The 15,050-nt window shown below is 73.8% G+C and carries 11 protein-coding genes; 5 read left to right on the top strand and 6 right to left on the bottom strand.

The genetic code is table 11. The features are described 5' to 3' along the window. Nucleotides 1-15: 15 nt before the first annotated feature. The 4 genes from ACWFR3_RS36290 to ACWFR3_RS36275 all read right to left on the bottom strand — a co-directional run bounded on the left by ACWFR3_RS36290 (nucleotide 16) and on the right by ACWFR3_RS36275 (nucleotide 8,073). Entirely contained in the window at nucleotides 16-4,734 is a 4,719-nt protein-coding gene (locus ACWFR3_RS36290; RefSeq protein ID WP_453738956.1) for a hypothetical protein, read from the bottom strand. 77 nt (nucleotides 4,735-4,811) lie between these two features. After that, complete coding sequence (locus ACWFR3_RS36285; RefSeq protein WP_453738979.1) at nucleotides 4,812-5,630, bottom strand: hypothetical protein; 819 nt, start codon at nucleotides 5,628-5,630, stop codon at nucleotides 4,812-4,814. 130 nt (nucleotides 5,631-5,760) lie between these two features. Further along, nucleotides 5,761-7,287, bottom strand: a complete 1,527-nt coding sequence (locus ACWFR3_RS36280) for a hypothetical protein (RefSeq protein ID WP_453738955.1) — start codon at nucleotides 7,285-7,287, stop codon at nucleotides 5,761-5,763. Nucleotides 7,288-7,368: 81 nt separating this feature from the next. Further along, a complete protein-coding gene (locus tag ACWFR3_RS36275) occupies nucleotides 7,369-8,073 on the bottom strand; it encodes a GntR family transcriptional regulator (protein WP_453738954.1) in 705 nt (234 codons plus the stop codon). 174 nt (nucleotides 8,074-8,247) lie between these two features. Here ACWFR3_RS36275 and ACWFR3_RS36270 point away from each other — a divergent pair, with 174 nt between their 5' ends. The 5 genes from ACWFR3_RS36270 (at nucleotide 8,248) to ACWFR3_RS36250 (ending at nucleotide 12,732) form a co-directional block, all read left to right on the top strand. Then, nucleotides 8,248-9,549: an MFS transporter gene (locus ACWFR3_RS36270; protein ID WP_453738953.1), complete on the top strand. Its 1,302-nt coding sequence runs from the start codon at nucleotides 8,248-8,250 to the stop codon at nucleotides 9,547-9,549. Beyond that, on the top strand, nucleotides 9,546-10,337 hold the full coding sequence (locus ACWFR3_RS36265; protein ID WP_453738952.1) for a putative hydro-lyase: 792 nt from the start codon (nucleotides 9,546-9,548) through the stop codon (nucleotides 10,335-10,337). Before ACWFR3_RS36270 ends, ACWFR3_RS36265 begins: the two co-directional genes overlap by 4 nt. A 144-nt stretch (nucleotides 10,338-10,481) precedes the next feature. After that, nucleotides 10,482-11,234, top strand: coding sequence for a LamB/YcsF family protein (locus ACWFR3_RS36260; protein WP_453738978.1), 753 nt, complete (start codon nucleotides 10,482-10,484; stop codon nucleotides 11,232-11,234). Further along, on the top strand, nucleotides 11,231-11,866 hold the full coding sequence (locus ACWFR3_RS36255) for a 5-oxoprolinase subunit B family protein (RefSeq protein ID WP_453738951.1): 636 nt from the start codon (nucleotides 11,231-11,233) through the stop codon (nucleotides 11,864-11,866). The genes ACWFR3_RS36260 and ACWFR3_RS36255 overlap by 4 nt, the downstream gene beginning before the upstream one ends. Next, complete coding sequence (locus ACWFR3_RS36250; protein ID WP_453738950.1) at nucleotides 11,863-12,732, top strand: 5-oxoprolinase subunit C family protein; 870 nt, start codon at nucleotides 11,863-11,865, stop codon at nucleotides 12,730-12,732. Before ACWFR3_RS36255 ends, ACWFR3_RS36250 begins: the two co-directional genes overlap by 4 nt. Before the next feature lie 16 nt (nucleotides 12,733-12,748). Here ACWFR3_RS36250 and ACWFR3_RS36245 read toward each other — a convergent pair whose 3' ends face one another. Both ACWFR3_RS36245 and ACWFR3_RS36240 read right to left on the bottom strand, forming a co-directional pair. Continuing rightward, complete coding sequence (locus tag ACWFR3_RS36245; RefSeq protein WP_453738949.1) at nucleotides 12,749-13,606, bottom strand: SGNH/GDSL hydrolase family protein; 858 nt, start codon at nucleotides 13,604-13,606, stop codon at nucleotides 12,749-12,751. Beyond that, on the bottom strand, nucleotides 13,603-14,952 hold the full coding sequence (locus tag ACWFR3_RS36240; RefSeq protein ID WP_453738948.1) for a glycosyltransferase: 1,350 nt from the start codon (nucleotides 14,950-14,952) through the stop codon (nucleotides 13,603-13,605). The genes ACWFR3_RS36245 and ACWFR3_RS36240 overlap by 4 nt, the downstream gene beginning before the upstream one ends. Between the last annotated feature and the right edge of the window lie 98 nt (nucleotides 14,953-15,050).

The raw sequence follows: 15,050 nt of genomic DNA, 5'->3' as shown, positions 1-15,050 counted from the left end.
GACCTGCTGCCAGGCCTACGAGGTGGAGGCGGCGGGGCGCTTGTACATGCGCGTCGCCGTGATCTCCCCGTGCACCGTCTCCTCGGCCGGGTTCTGCTGCGGCAGCCCCGGCCGCAGGTGCTCCTCGACGCTGATGTACTTCAGGCCCGCACGCAGGTCCGCGTCGTTCCGCAAGCGGATGACCAGCGGGAACTCCGCGAGCGCGGTCGTGTCGAACAGGCCCGTGGTGTACAGCAGCTGCACCCCGAGCGCGTCCGACACGGCCCGCTGGAGCTCCAGGAGATACGTGGCGTTGGCGCGGCCGATGGGGTTGTCGAGGAAGAGCGTTCCTGCGTGCCGGTGCTTGTCGCGGCCCCGGTCGTTGCTGCGGAGGGCGGCCATCGTGCAGTACAGGGCGATGGCCGCGGTGAGCAGCTGGCCGCCGGAGAAGACGTCTCCCATCTGGCCGACCGGCACCCGCTCGGCGCGCAGCACGGCGTCCGGCTTGAGGATCTCGACGGCGATGCCGCGCGGCTCCAAGGCGGCCTGAACTCCGCGCAGGAGCAGGGACATTCCGTCCCGCCGCAGGTCGGAGTTCTTCTTGACGGCGGCCCTGGTGGCTTCGTCGATGACCTCGCCGAGGCGCTCGGTGAGCGTCGCCTGGTCGGGCTCCTCGAAGCGCACGCGCAGGAACTCCTGGCCCGACCACTCCCCCAGGCCCTCGGGCAGCTGCGAGAGGCGCTGGGCGGAGCGGAGCGTGGCGAGCGAGGACTCCACCAGCCCGCGCAGGCGGTCCACGATGCTGTCGCGGTTGCGCTCCAGCTGCTCCAGCTCGTCGGTGAGCACCCGCAGGCGCGGCGCGAAGGCGTCCGCCCACTTCTTGGCGTGCTCCGGAAGCGCGGACGCGGGCAGTTCGCGGATCTGCTGGCGGGCGGGGGTGCGCACCTGCTCGTACCGGGTGGAGTTCGCGTGCCGTACGAGGATGTCGCTGGCCTCGCGGACGGCGGCCTCGGCGGCGGAGAGGTCGGCGGCGCAGCCGCGCAGGGAGCGGCGGGCCTCGGACGCCGACTGGCGGGCCTCTTCGAGGGAGCCGGGATAGGGCTCGGGCTCTTCGGAGGCCTCCTCATCGTGGTGCTGTTCGCGCAGCAGGTCCCGCAGGAGGGCGGCCGTCTCGTCGAAGCCTCCGGCGGCGTCCTCAGTGGCGCGGTGGGTGTGCAGGAGTGCGGCGTGCGCGTCCTTGGCCTGGCTCAACGCCTCGGTGTGGGCGGCCAGTTCGCCGGTGGCGGTGCGCAGGAGGGCCTGTGCCTGCTCGGCGTCGGCGGGGACGAGCTCTTCGGGGAGCTCGGTGTGCGCGTCGGCGTCGTCCTGCGGGGCGAGGCGCTCGGCCTCGCCGCGGAGCCTGCCGAGCTGCTCGCTCGCGGCGGAGGCGCGGGTCTCGATGAGCTGGACCTGGGCCTCCGCGCGGGCGGACGCGGCCTGGCGGGACGGGCCGTCGGAGCCGTCCGTGCCCTCCAGGAGCAGGGCGGCGCGGGTGCGGACCTTGTTGCTGAGCCGGTCCAGTTCGGCCAAGGCGCTGGTCTCGTCGCTCTCGGCGCGGGCCTGTTCGGCGCGCAGGTCGGCGCCGACACCGACCTTTTCGTAGAGCTGGGACGCGGCGCGGTATGCCTCGCGCAGGGCGGGCAGCGAGGACTTGGGGGCGGCGGGGTCCTCGGTGCCCTCGGGCACGTCCTCGGGAGCGCCCGCGATCTCGGAGCGCTCGGCGCGCAGGGCGCGTGCGGTGCGGCGGGCGTCGTCCGCGGCGCGCTGGGCGGAGCGGCGGTCCTCGTCGGCGGCGCGGGCGCGGTCCAGGCAGGTCTGGGCGCGGGCCTCCGACTCGACGGCGTCATCGGCGAGTTCGCGCAGCTTGGTCTGCCAGCCGGCGCGCTCGCGAAGGCGGAAGGCGAGTCCCGCCAGAGCGTCGGCGACGCGCCGGGCGCGCTGGGCGGCTTCCTGGCGCTCGTCACGCGCGCGTGCCGCTTCGGCCGCCGTCTCGTCGGCCTCGGCCCGGACCGTACGGGCCTCGGCGAGTTCGGACTCGGCCTCCTCGGCGAAGGCGCGTGCGCTGCGTGCGGCGGCGGCGAGCTCTTCGATGCGGCCGGCGGGGCAACCGCCGCGCCAGGAGGCGAGCCGCGCGGCGAGCTCGCGGTCCTTGGTGAGGCGGACGGCGAGCGCCCGGATCTCCTCGTCGCGCCCGGCCGCCCGCGCGCGCAGCGCCGTGCGCTCCTCGTCGGCGGCGTGCTCGTCGTGCATGGCGGGGTTCGGCGGTACGAGGAAGACGCTTTCGTCGCCGCCGCCCGCTTCCTCGCCGGGTGTCGGCGCGAGGAGGGCGGCCGCGGTGCCGACGGCGACCGCGGAGCGGGGCAGCAGGGCGGCGCCGGCGAGGGCTTCGCGGGCGCGGACGTGCGTGGCGGGGTCGGTGATGACGACGCCGTCCACGAGCTCGGGCCGGGCGGCGAGCACACGCGCGTGGTCGGCGGGGTCGACGGCCTGCGCGAGATAGCGCCAGCCGGGCAGTGCGGGGATGCCGTGCTCGCCGAGGAACTCAACGGTGGCCAGGACGTCCGGGCCGGGCGGAAGGAGGCCGCCGTCACCGAGGGCGCCCAGGATCCGGGAGTCGTCGGCGGCGGCGGTCCGCAGGTCGAAGAGCTGCCGCTCGGCGGAGGCGACTCCGTCCTCCAGGAGCGTGCGGAGGTCGTCGGCGCTGCGGTCGAGCTCCGCGAGGGAGAGGGGGCCTTCGGCCAGGGGGCGGCTGCCGATGGCGGCGCGGGCGGATGCCGCGGCGCTGCCCTCGGTGGCCGCGTCCGTCCGGTCGCCGTCGGCCGTCTCCGTCGTCGCCCGGCGGGGCAGCGGCACCCCGGCGGGCGTGCTCGCCCCCGGCAGACCGAGCAGTTCGGCGAGGCGCTCGTCCCCGGCGATCGACTCCGCGGCGCGGCGTTCCGCGTCGTACGCGTGCTCGGCGGCGTCCGCCGCGTCCGAGGCGCGGGCCGCGGTGAGTTCGGAGCGGGCCTCGGCGGCGGCTGCCTCCTTGGCGTGCTCGGCGGCGCGCAAGGAGGTCTCGCGTGCGGTGTCCCAGGCGGCCGCGGCGGTCTTCTCCGCGTCGCTCGCGGCGAGCGCGGCGCGCGCCGGGTCGGCGTCCGGTGCGGTGTCGTCGAGCCAGCCCGAACGGACCGCCTCGGCGGTCTCCTGCTCGACTTCGGTCAGGCGCTGGCGCAGGTGTCCGGCCTCGCTGCGGGCGCGCTGCGCCTCGGTGGCGGCGACCGTGGCGTCGCGGTGGGCGGCCTCGCCGGTCTCCTGGAGCGCGGCCGAACGCTCCTCTTCCTCGTTCGCGAGTGACTCGGCGCCTTCGGCCGCGGTGTGCAGGACCCGTACGAGGTCGGCGGCCGCCTTGGCGCGTGCGGCGAGGGCGGGCGCCGCGTCCCGCTCGGCCTCCAGGATCGCGGAGGCCACGCGCGCGGAGCGGTCGGCCGCCGCGCGGTGGCGCAGGACGGCTTCGGCGGCCTGCCAGGCGGAGTGCAGCTGGCGCGCGTCGGCGAGCTCGCGGCGCTGCGCGGCGGCGGCCTTCTCGGCGACGGTGAGCGCCAGGGAGGCGTGCCGGAAGGCTAGTTCGGCGGAGATCAGGGCGGACCTGCCGCGCGCTTCCTCCGCCGTGGTCACCGTCTGCGCGGCGGCGGTGACCCGCTCGGCGAGCTCACCGGCGCGGCCCCGCTCGGCGACGCCGCGGGCGGAGAGGCGGCGGGCGAGCGTCCGGGTGCGCCGCTCGGCCCCGGCGTGGACGTCACGCGCACGCGCACGCGTGTCGGCGGCGTCGACGATCCGGCCCAGGAGGTCGACGGAGCCCGCGGTGAAGTCCCGTTCGGCGATGAGCTCGGAGCGGCGGCCCAGCTTGTTGCCGAAGCCGTGCACGAGGTCGGCGAGGCCGTCCGTGTCACGGGTGTCCGTGACGGCGCGCAGCAGCAGGTCGGTGAAGTCGGAGTCCTTCTTGACCGCGAAGAGGCCGGCGGCCTCGCCCTCGTCGGCGTTCATCTCCCGCTGGTAGCGGAAGAGTTCGGGGTCAAGGCCGAGCTCGCCGAGGTGTTCGTTCCAGCGGTCGTGGCCCTCCTCCCAGTGCACGTCGAGGTGGGGGTACGCCTTGCCCGCGTCGGTCAGCGCGTCACGGAAGCCCTTCATGGTGCGCCGGCGCCCCTGGGCGCCCGAGACGCCCTCCACTGGGGGCCGCACCGCGCTGGACTCGGCGACCGGCAGCGAGTCCAGGCTCATGCCGGGTCCGGGCCGGAAGGAGTACCAGGCCTCGGCGAACTTCCGCGGGTCGTTGGAGACCTGCCGTCCGCGCCATTCGCTGACCTTGCCGACGACGACGCACTCGCCGGTCAGCGTGTGCTGCCACTCCAGGGCGACGTGCCCGCAGTCGTCGGCGAGCAGGAACTTGCGAAGCACTCCGGAGCTCGCGCCGCCCAGCGTGTTGCGGTGGCCCGGCAGCATCACCGAGAAGATCAGCTTGAGGAGGACGGACTTGCCGCCGCCGTTCTCCAGGAAGAGCACGCCCGCGGGCGCCGGGCGCAGCGGAGGGCCGCTCGGCTCGTCCTGGAAGAACTCAGCCTGGGCGGGAGCGGGGTCGGGCACCTCCGCGCCGACGCCGCGCAGGTCAAGCACGGTGTCGGCGTAGCGCGCACCGGCGGGGCCGATGGAGTAGAGGCGGACCCGGGACAGCTCGTACATGGCGGCGGACTCTCGTCGTAAGTCGTGCGGAACAGCAGGAAGGGTTCAAGCGGGTGGGGCGGGACTGCGCGAGAGACTCAGGAGTGGAAGGGCAGGCCCGCGTCGGCGGCCAGCTCCAGATCGTCGGTCTCGTCGGGGGGCAGCAGGGTCGCGGACCCGTCCGTGACGGGCACGATGCCGAGCTCCAGGAGCTCGGCCATGGCGGCGCCGCCCGCCATGTCGCGCACCTGCAGTTGATACCGGGCGGTCGTGCGGTACGTGCCTCCGGAGTCGTCGCCCGTGCGCTGCAGGAACCCGGAGTCGGTGAGGAACGCGACGGCCTTGCCGATGATCCCGGTGGTCGATCCCGCGAGGCGGCGGGCGTCCTTCGTGGCGCCCGTCGAGCTGCGCCGTGTCCAGATCCGCCAGGCGGCTTCGAGGCCCGGGGCGTCGGTCGCCGGGTCGGAGTTCTCGCCCTGTTCCTCGGCGCGCTCCTCCAGGCGGTGGCAGGCCTGGCGCACGAAGGCGTCGACCCCGTTGACCGTGACCCGGCCGATGTAGCCGTCGTCGGCGAGGTCCTCGGGGCGCGGGAAGGCCAGGGCGGCGACGGCGAGATGGGCGAGGCCGTGCAGGAAGCGGTCGGTGGAGTCGGCGGCGGTCCGCCGTGCGTAGTCGCCCATGCGGACGGCGAACACGGAGTCCTCGGCGGCCGTCACGGCCATCCCCGCGCGCGGGGAGACCTCGAGGACGACGAGCCCGAGCCCGGCGGCGACGGCGTCGGCGAGCCGCGCGAACGGCGGGTCCTCGCGGTACCGGCGCAGCAGTTCGGCGTACTCCTGGTCGCGGGCGGGCTGGAGCTTGGGCTGGAGCCCGAAGGCGACCAGACGCGCGGCGTCGGCGGCGTCGGCCGGGGTGATCGCGGCGGTCGCGGCGGTCGCCGCCGCTGCCTCCGGCTCGCCCCACGCGGTGTGCTCTGCGGGGTGCTCGGTCACGGCTTGTGCTCCTTGCGGCGGTCGTGCTGGTCGTACTGGAGAAGGTCGGGGGTGCTCATGCTGACTCCGTCCGTCCGGCCGCCATGCCGGCGGCGTCGAGCAGGGCCGTGCCCACGATGAGGTCGGCGCCGCCGAATTCCTCGTCGTCGAGTTCGGTGCCGTCGTCCACGGCGAACAGGAGTTTCTCCTCGCCCTGGCGGTAGGCGGTGCCGACCGGCGGGCTGGCCGCGTGGACGGCGAGCAGGGCGACCAGATAGGGCAGTTCGGTGTCGCGGAGCCGGGCGTCTGCGAGGAGTCCGGAGAGGCGCCGGGGAGCGTCGGCCGGCAGGTCGAGCAGCTCCATGGCGTCGGCGAGCTGCGCCTCGCTGAAGCGGCTGTCGTCGGGTGTGGCGATGAGGTCGGGCTCGGGCATCTCCACGCCCAGGTGCTCGCGCTCCTGCGGCGGCGTGAGCAGTATGTCGACCAGGTCGCCGACGCGGACGGAGACGGGCGTGCGCAGTCCCGTCCCGCGGGCGAAGAACGCGCCCGTCACGCGGCTCGCCTGCTCGACAGGGAGCGGCAGGAGCGGGGCGACGAGCTGGCCGTACAGATCGAGTCCGGCGCGTGCGGTGGGGGTCGCGAAGGCCTGGCGGTCCTGCTCGGCGCGGAACAGCGGGCCCGCTTCGAGGAGCCGGGACTGGAGCTGGGTGTGGCGGCGGATGCAGTCCTTGACGATGTCGACCAGCTCGGCGGCGCGGCGCTTCTGCTCGGGGTCCTCGGACTCGTCGCGTGCCTTGCGGATGTTCGTCAGGATCGCGTTCTCGTGGCGGTAGCGGTCGGCCACGTGGTCGAGCGCCTCCGCGATCATGTCGGGGACGGCCTGGAGCCAGTCCACCGCGCGGACGTTGCGCCGGGTGGCGTCCAGGGCTCTGCGGAGGGTCTCCGAATACTGCACCGTGCGGTACCGCGCCTGCTCAGCGGCGAGCTGGGCGTCGGCGAGGCGGCCGCGGTTGATGAGCACCTCGAGCTTGACCTCGGCGGCGATCTGGGCGCTCGTGACGTCGGTGTCGAGGGCGCCCACGAGGACGTTGACCGCTTCGTCCGTCGTGCGGAGATAGACACCGCCGCCGTACCCGGGCACTTCTTCGATCAGCTTGAAGTCGTAGTCCCTGCGCACATAGGAGCCGTCGGGCGCGAAGGTTCCGTACACCGCGCGGAAGCCTCGGTCGACGCTGCCGACGTTGATCAGGTTCTCCAGGACCCAGCGGGCGACGCGTTCGTGCTCGGCCACGGGGCGCCGGGGGGCCTGGGCGCCGACGCGCGGGAGCAGCCTGGCCACTATCTGCTCGTGATCGGCGCCGGTGTCGAAGTCCATGTTCAGGGTGACCAGGTCGATGGCGGAGAGGGCCACCTCCGCCATCGCGTACACCGAGTACTCGCCCGCGAGGTTGGCCTTGCGCACGTCCAGGTCGTGCAGCGGAGCCGTGCAGGCGAGCGCGCGCAGGCGCCGCGCCAGGCCCTCGTCGGCGGCCGGGCCCATGGCGGGCCTCGGCCCCGCGCTGAGCTGGGGCGGAACGGTGTCCGTAACGGCAGGCGAAGTCACGGTGCACAGACTAGATCCTCGGTCTGACAACGGTCGAAACGGCGCAGATCTGACAGCGTCCTTCCGCGGCACCGCCGGGGTTCAGGACCCTTCCGCCACGCGCTGGCCGTAGACCTCGACGAGGCCGCGCCGCGAGTCGTCGAGGTAGACCGCGAGCAGCTGTTCGGCCTCCGCGGCGTCTCCGCCCTGGAGGGTTTCCAGGATCTGCCGGTTGCGTGCGAGGTAGGGCTCGTGCAGCCGGCGCGGGTCGTCCACCACGTGGAAGGCCAGGCGCAGTTCGGCGAAGACGCTGCGCATCACCTCGTCGGTCCGGGCGCTTCCGGCGAGGGCGACCAGTTCCCGGTGGAAGTGGATGTTGGCGGTGGAGACGCCCTTCCACTTGCGCTCGCGCGCCGCCTTCGTGCCGTCCGCGACGGCGCCGGCGAGTCCGTCGAGAGCGAAGGGCGGATCGCCGAGTCCGCGGACGACCGCACATTCGACGAGGCGCCGGGTGCGGTAGATGTCCTCCACATCCTCAATCGTGAGAACTCGGACAAATACCCCGCGATTGAGCTGATGGATCAGCAGCCGTTCATGCGTGAGCAGGCGAAAGGCCTCGCGCAGCGTGTTGCGCGAGACGCCGAGCGCGCCGCCGATGCTGTCCTCCGACAACCGCGCCCCGGGCGGGAAGTATCCCTCCGCGATGCGGCTGCGGAGGATGTCCGAGACCCGCTCCGCGGTGCTGGTGCGCCCCAGGAGCGCACGGTCGTCGGCCAGTCCGCTCGCGTCAGCCATTCCCTCAGCCATGCCCGGATTCAATCGCAGATACAAGAACGAGACAACATGGGTATTGAGGGATCGTTCAACGATCCTCTACCTTGGCGGGCACGGCACAGTCCCCGCCCGTGCCCCATGCCCTGCCCGCTCCCCTTCTCTCCCTGCCCGCTCCGCACCCTCCGTCCCCCCTCCTGCGAGGTGCCCATGAGCACACCCCCTACGCCCCGGACCCTGCCGACCGACCCACGCCCCGTGGACGGCGAACCCGTCGGCGACAGCGGCGCGTTCGGCTGGCTGCGCGCCCTCGGCCCGCGCGGCCGCCGCGCCTTCGGAGGCGCCTTCGGCGGCTACGCCCTCGACTCCTACGACTACTTCACGCTGCCGCTGAGCATGGTCGCGATCGCCGCGTACTTCGGCCTGGACAGCGGCCAGACCGGCCTGCTCACCACGGTCACGCTGGTCGTCTCCGCCATCGGAGGCGCCATCGCCGGGGTGGTCGCGGACCGGATCGGCCGGGTCAAGGCGCTGATGATCACGGTCATCACGTACGCCGTCTTCACCGTCGCCTGCGGCTTCGCGCCCAACTACGAGACGCTGCTGGTCTTCCGCGCCCTCCAGGGTCTCGGCTTCGGCGGCGAGTGGGCGGTCGGCGCGATCCTGGTCGCCGAGTACGCCACCGCCAAGAACCGCGGCCGCACCCTCGGCGCGATCCAGAGCGCCTGGGCGGTCGGCTGGGCGCTCGCGGTGATCGTCTACACCGTGGTGTTCCAGTTCATGGACGCGGACACCGCCTGGCGCGTGCTGTTCTGGACCGGCGCGCTGCCCGCCCTCCTCGTCGTCTACGTACGACGCAACGTGCACGACGCCCCCGAAGCGGCCGAGGAGCGCAAGAAGAGCGCGGACAAGGGGTCGTTCACCGCGATCTTCAAGCCGGGACTCCTGCGCATCACGCTCTTCGCGGTCCTGCTGTCCACCGGCGTGCAGGGCGGCTACTACACGCTCGCCACCTGGGTGCCCACGTACCTGAAGAGCGAACGCGGGCTCACCGTGGTCGGCACGGGCGGGTACCTCGCGTTCCTGATCTCCGGGGCCTTCATCGGCTATCTGGCGGGCGGCTATCTCACCGACATACTCGGCCGCAAACGGAACATCACGCTCTTCGCGTTCCTCTCCGCGGCCAGCATCCTGGCGTACACGAACATCCCGGACGGGGCCAACGGCCTTCTCCTTGTGCTCGGTTTCCCGCTCGGCTTCTGTATGTCGGCCATTTTCAGCGGCTTCGGCTCGTTCCTCAGCGAGCTCTATCCGGCGGCCGTGCGCGGCACCGGGCAGGGCTTCACGTACAACACCGGCCGCGCCGTGGGCGCGATCTTCCCCACCATGGTCGGCTTCCTGGCCGACAGCTGGGGCGTGGGCGGCGCGCTGGTCTTCGGCGCGATCGGCTACGCGCTCGCCGTGCTCGCCCTGCTCGGGCTGCCCGAGACCCGCGGGAAGGAGCTGGTGTGAGCCCCACGACCACGGCACTGCAGAGCCCCGGGGAAGCCCGCGCGCTCTTCCGTGCGGGCACGAGCGGGCCGACCGCGGGCTGGGCGGCCGGTCACACCCAGGCCAATCTGATCGCCGTGCCCGCCGACTGGGCGTACGACATGCTGCTGTTCTGCCAGCGCAACCCGAAGCCCTGCCCGGTCCTCGACGTCACGGACGCGGGCTCCTGGTCCACTCCCCTGGCCCCCGGCGCCGACCTGCGGACGGATCTGCCGCGCTACCGAGTGTGGGAGAACGGCGAGTTGACGGACGAGCCCACGGACGTGACCGACCGGTGGCGGGACGACCTGGTGTCGTTCCTCATCGGCTGCAGCTTCACCTTCGAGTGGGCGCTGACCGAGTCCGGCGTACCGATGCGCCACGTCGAGCAGGGCCGCAACGTCTCCATGTACGTGACCGCGCGGCCCTGCCGGCCGGCGGGCCGGCTGCACGGCCCCATGGTGGTGTCGATGCGCCACGTGCCGCCCGAGCACCTCTCGGCGGCGATCAAGGAGACCTCCTTGTTGCCCGCAGTGCACGGCAGTCCGGTGCACTGCGGCGATCCGGCGGGGCTCGGCATCGAGGATCTGAGCCGTCCCGACTTCGGCGATCCGGTGGCCGCCGAGCCCGGTGACATCCCGGTGTTCTGGGCATGCGGAGTGACACCGCAGGCCGCGGTGATGGCCTCGCGGCCGCCCTTCGCGATCACGCACGCGCCGGGCCAGATGTTCATCACCGACGCCCGTGACGAGCAGTACCGGGTGGCCTGAGCAGGCCCAGCAGGCCCAGCAGGCACCCGTACGGAAACCGGAAACAGGAGAACCACCCGCATGACCGAAGTCATGACCGACGCCGTGATCGCCCCCGTGGCAGTCCCCGTGGCAGATGCCGTCTCCGTTGCGGCGCCCGACGCGGTGATCGATCTCAACGCCGACCTCGGTGAGGGCTTCGGCCGCTGGCGCCTGACCGACGACGAGGAACTGCTCTCCGTCGTCACGAGCGCCAACGTGGCCTGCGGCTTCCACGCGGGAGACGCGGCCACCATGCGCCGCGTGTGCGAGCAGGCCGCCGCGCGCGGCGTACGGATCGGCGCCCAGGTCTCCTACCGCGACCTGGCGGGCTTCGGGCGCCGCTCCATGGACGTACCGGCCGATGAGCTGGCGGCCGAAGTGGCCTACCAGATAGGCGCCCTGGAGGTCTTCGCGCGGGCGGCCGGCACGCGCGTGTCCTACGTGAAGCCGCACGGCGCGCTCTACAACCGCATCGTCCACGACGAGGACCAGGCACGCGCCGTCGTCGAAGGCGTCCTGCTCGCCGATCACACGCTGCCCGTCCTCGGTCTTCCGGGATCGCGCTTCCTGGAGACGGCCGGCAAGGCCGGACTTCCCGTCGTCGCCGAGGCGTTCGCGGACCGTGCGTACACCCCGCAGGGGACGCTCGTACCGCGCGGCACCGACGGCGCCGTCATCACGGAGGCCGACGCCGTCGTCGAACGCTCGGTGGGCATGGCCCGGTCCGGGACCGTCACCGCCCTGGACGGACAGCGGATCGGCGTAAGCGCGCGCTCGTTGTGCCTGCACGGCGACACCGCGGGTGCGGTGGCCCTGGCCCGGCAGGTCAGGGCGCGCCTCGAAGCGTCGGGCGTCCGGGTGGAGGCCTTCGCGTGAGGGTGCTTCCGGTCGGCGACCTGGCGCTGCTCGTCGAACTCGCCGACGGCGACGAGGCGCAGGCCCTCCACGCCGAGCTGCTGCGCCGCAGGGCCGCGGGCCTGGTCCGCGTACGGGAGATCGTGCCCGCGGCCCGCACGGTGCTCCTGGACGGCCTCGACGACCCCGAGCGCGTCGGCGCGGAGCTCGCCGCCCTGGAGATCCCGCCTCTTCCGGCGCGCGCGGAGGACGTACGGGAGATCCCCGTCCGTTACGACGGGCCCGACCTGGCGGATGTGGCGGCGCACTGGGGTGTGCCCGTGACGGAGGTGGCGCGGATCCACTCGGCGGCCGAATTCCGGGTCGCCTTCTGCGGGTTCGCGCCCGGCTTCGGCTATCTCACCGGACTGCCGGAGCGCTACGAAGTGCCCCGGCGGGCCACACCGCGCACAAGCGTCCCGGCCGGCAGCGTCGCCCTGGCGGGACCGTACACAGGGATGTACCCGCGCTCGTCGCCCGGCGGCTGGCAGCTGATCGGCACGACCGATGCCGTGCTGTGGGACCACGCGCGCGTGCCTGCCGCGCTGCTCACGCCCGGACTGCGGGTGCGCTTCGTGCCCGTGACCGGGGTTCTCGGCGCGGAGGCACCATGACCGACCGGGCCTTCGCCGTCGTACGGGCCGGGGCGCTGACCACCGTGCAGGACCAGGGCCGTCCCGGACACGCGCACCTCGGAGTGCCGCGCTCCGGAGCGCTCGACCCGGCAGCGGCCCGCCTCGCCAACCGCCTCGTCGGCAACCCGCCCGGTGCGGCCGTCCTGGAGACCACCCTGGCCGGCTGTTCCGTGCGGCCGCGTTGCGCGGTGACGGTGGCAGTCGTGGGCGCGCACTGCCCGGTGACGGTCGACGGCCGCCCGGTGGCCTGGGGAGCGCCGGTACGGGTACCGGCCGGTGCGCTGCTCGACGTCGGAACGGCCGTCTCCGGAGTACGTTGCTACGTCGCGTTCGGCGGCGGAGTCGCCGTCGACCCGGTGCTCGCGAGCCGCTCCACGGACCTGCTCTCCGGGCTCGGTCCTCCGCCGCTCGCGGACGGCACCGTCATCGCGCTGGGGCATGCCGCCGCGCCCCACGCGCGCGTGGACACCGTCCCGCATCCCGCGCCGCCGCGCGAACTGATCCTGAGGGTGACGAACGGGCCGCGCGCCGACTGGTTCACGGCATCGGCCCTGCGCACGCTGACCACGCGCGCGTACCGGGTGTCCTCGGCGAGCAACCGCATCGGGCTGCGCACCGAAGGGCCCGCCCTGGAGCGGGAGTGCGCCGATGAACTCCCCAGCGAGGGCGTGGTCCTCGGCGCAGTCCAGGTGCCGCCGGACGGCCGTCCCGTGGTCTTCCTCGCCGATCACCCGACGACCGGGGGCTATCCGGTGATCGCGGTGGTGAGGGAGGCCGATCTGGCCGGGGCGGCTCAGGCGGTGCCGGGCACGCCGGTGCGTTTCGTCCCGGCGGGGCGGCGCTGAAGCCTTCCATGGTGTTCTACGCCGCGTCCGGCCGAGCGGCCACAGCGAGGGCGGCGAGGGCCGCCGTCACCGCGTCGGTGGCGTTCAGGTCGAGCCGGGCGCTGCTGCCCCGCACCTGATGGCGCACCTCGTCGGCCGCGAGGGTGAGCAGCTGGGGCAGCAGATCGGTGCACCGGCGCGCCACCCAGCCGGTGCCCGCGGTGGCGAGCCACAGCAGGCCGGCCGACCTTGTGGGCGACGGCAGTTGGGGCTCGCACGAGGGCGGGCTGCCCGACGCGATTCCCCGTGCCGTGAGCAGTCCGTGGAAGCGGGCGGCCACCAACCGGTGGCCGCGCTCGCCGGGGTGCAGCCGGTCCGCGCTCCACAGGGTGCGGTCGGCGACCCACTCGTCCGCGGCCAGATGCAGGTGGATGGCGTCGTACCGCTCGGACAGCGCGTGTACGACGGCGTTGACCGCTCGTTGCCGCCGGGCGAGGGGGCGGGCCAGGGCGCCGGGGAGGCCGAGCATGGCCCCCGGGTCGGGGAGGCAGGCGGTGAGCAGTTGGGCGCCTTGCCGCGCGGCGGCGGCGTAGACCGTGTCGAGGCTCGGCGCCACGGCCCGGATGTCGAACGTGCAGCGCAGGGTGTCGTTGACGCCGACGATGACGGAGACCAGGTCGGGGCGCAGCTTCAGTGCATCGGGCAGTTGCCGGTTCAGGACGTCGCGGGTCTGGGCCCCGCTGCGGGCGAGGTTGTGGAACTGCGCCTCCCCCTCAGGCCCTGCCAGCCCCGCGGCCAGCAGCGCCGACCATCCCCGCCAACCTCCGCCCACGGGGTCTCCGATGCCCTCGGTGAGGGAGTCGCCCAGGGCCACGAAGCACGGCGGCTGCTTCACGACGCACGTCCCTCGCGGGGCGCCGCCCCGGATACCCCTCCGCCTGGCCAACAGGCACCCGGCATCAGGGTTGTGCCCGCCTCTCCCCAAGCTCTCGACTCCGCTCGAGCAGGGGAGACCCCAATCGCCCTCCGAGACTCCTGCCCACGACCGGGACCCGTAGCAGCCTCATGCGCCCCCAAGAACCCCGCCACAGCCCCCTCCCACCCGAAGCACTCCGCACGCGCGCGTGCCGCATCCCGGCGTATCCGATCGGGACGCAGGAGGACTGCCTGGACGGCGGACGCGAACGACTCACCGGTGGGCGACGCCACCGCGCCCGCCCCGCCGACGATCTCCGGCAGCGCCGACGACGCGTCGGCCACCACGGGCGTACCGCATGCCAGCGCCTCCAGGGCGGCGAGGCCGAACGTCTCGCAGGGCCCCGGCGCCAGACAGACGTCGGCCGTGGCCTGCAGTGCGCCCAGAGCGGCCCGGTCCTCGACGTGCCCCGCGAACGTCACCGGCAACCGCCGCTCGCGCGCCCGCAGTTCGAGGCGGGTACGGAGCGGCCCGTCCCCCGCCACCACGAGCGCCGCCGGCACACCCCGGCCGCGGAGCGCCTCCAGGACGTCGAGGGCCAGGCCCGGCCGCTTCTCCACGGACAGCCGGGAGCAGAGCAGCAGCAGAACCTCGTCCACGCGCGCGTGGCGCTCGCGTACGCGTGGATCGCGCAGACCGGGGTGGCTGCCCACGAGGTCGACGCCGAGCGGCGCCCTGACCACATTGCGCGCCCCGATGCGGACGAACTCGCGCTCGGCCCACTCCGTGGTGCACACCACGCGCGCGTAGGCGTGCGCCGTACGGGAGTTGAGTGCGTCGGCCGCGCGCAGGGCCGCCTGCCGGGGCATGCCCCAGGACCTGAGGACGCCGTCCGCCGTCTCGTGGGAGACCATCACGGCCGGGATCCTGCGGTGCCGGGCCCACGCTCCGGTCCAGCGCAGGGTCGTGCGGTCGGAGACCTCGATGCGGTCGGGGGCGAGGCCTTCGAGGAGCCGGGCCACCCTTCGCCGGTCGGTGAGGACGCGGTAGCCGCCGGTGCCGGGCAGCAGCGTCCCCGGCAGGGTCACGACGCGGCCCTGGTCGGTGTCACGGACCCCGGCCCGCTCACCCGGCACGACAAGCACGGGCTCGTGCCCGGCCGCACGGTAGCCGCGCCCCAACTCCCGCAGTGCGGTGCGCAGTCCGCCCGACGAGGGGGTGACGAAGTTGGCGAGCCGCACGATGCGCAGCGATGCCGGCTCCCGCGCGCCGGCGCGGGCCGCTGCCGCGCGGTAGGCCGCTTCCCTGTACAGGGCCGCCTTCATGCCGCCCTACCTTCTTGAGTGCGTCCCGTGAGTTCGCGACTCTGGGTCTGCGCGGGTGGGGCAGGGATGGTTTTCATGCTGGCTGCCCTCCATGGCTT

This window comes from Streptomyces sp. NPDC055189 (assembly GCF_053606765.1).
This window is presented reverse-complemented; position numbering and strand designations above follow the sequence as displayed.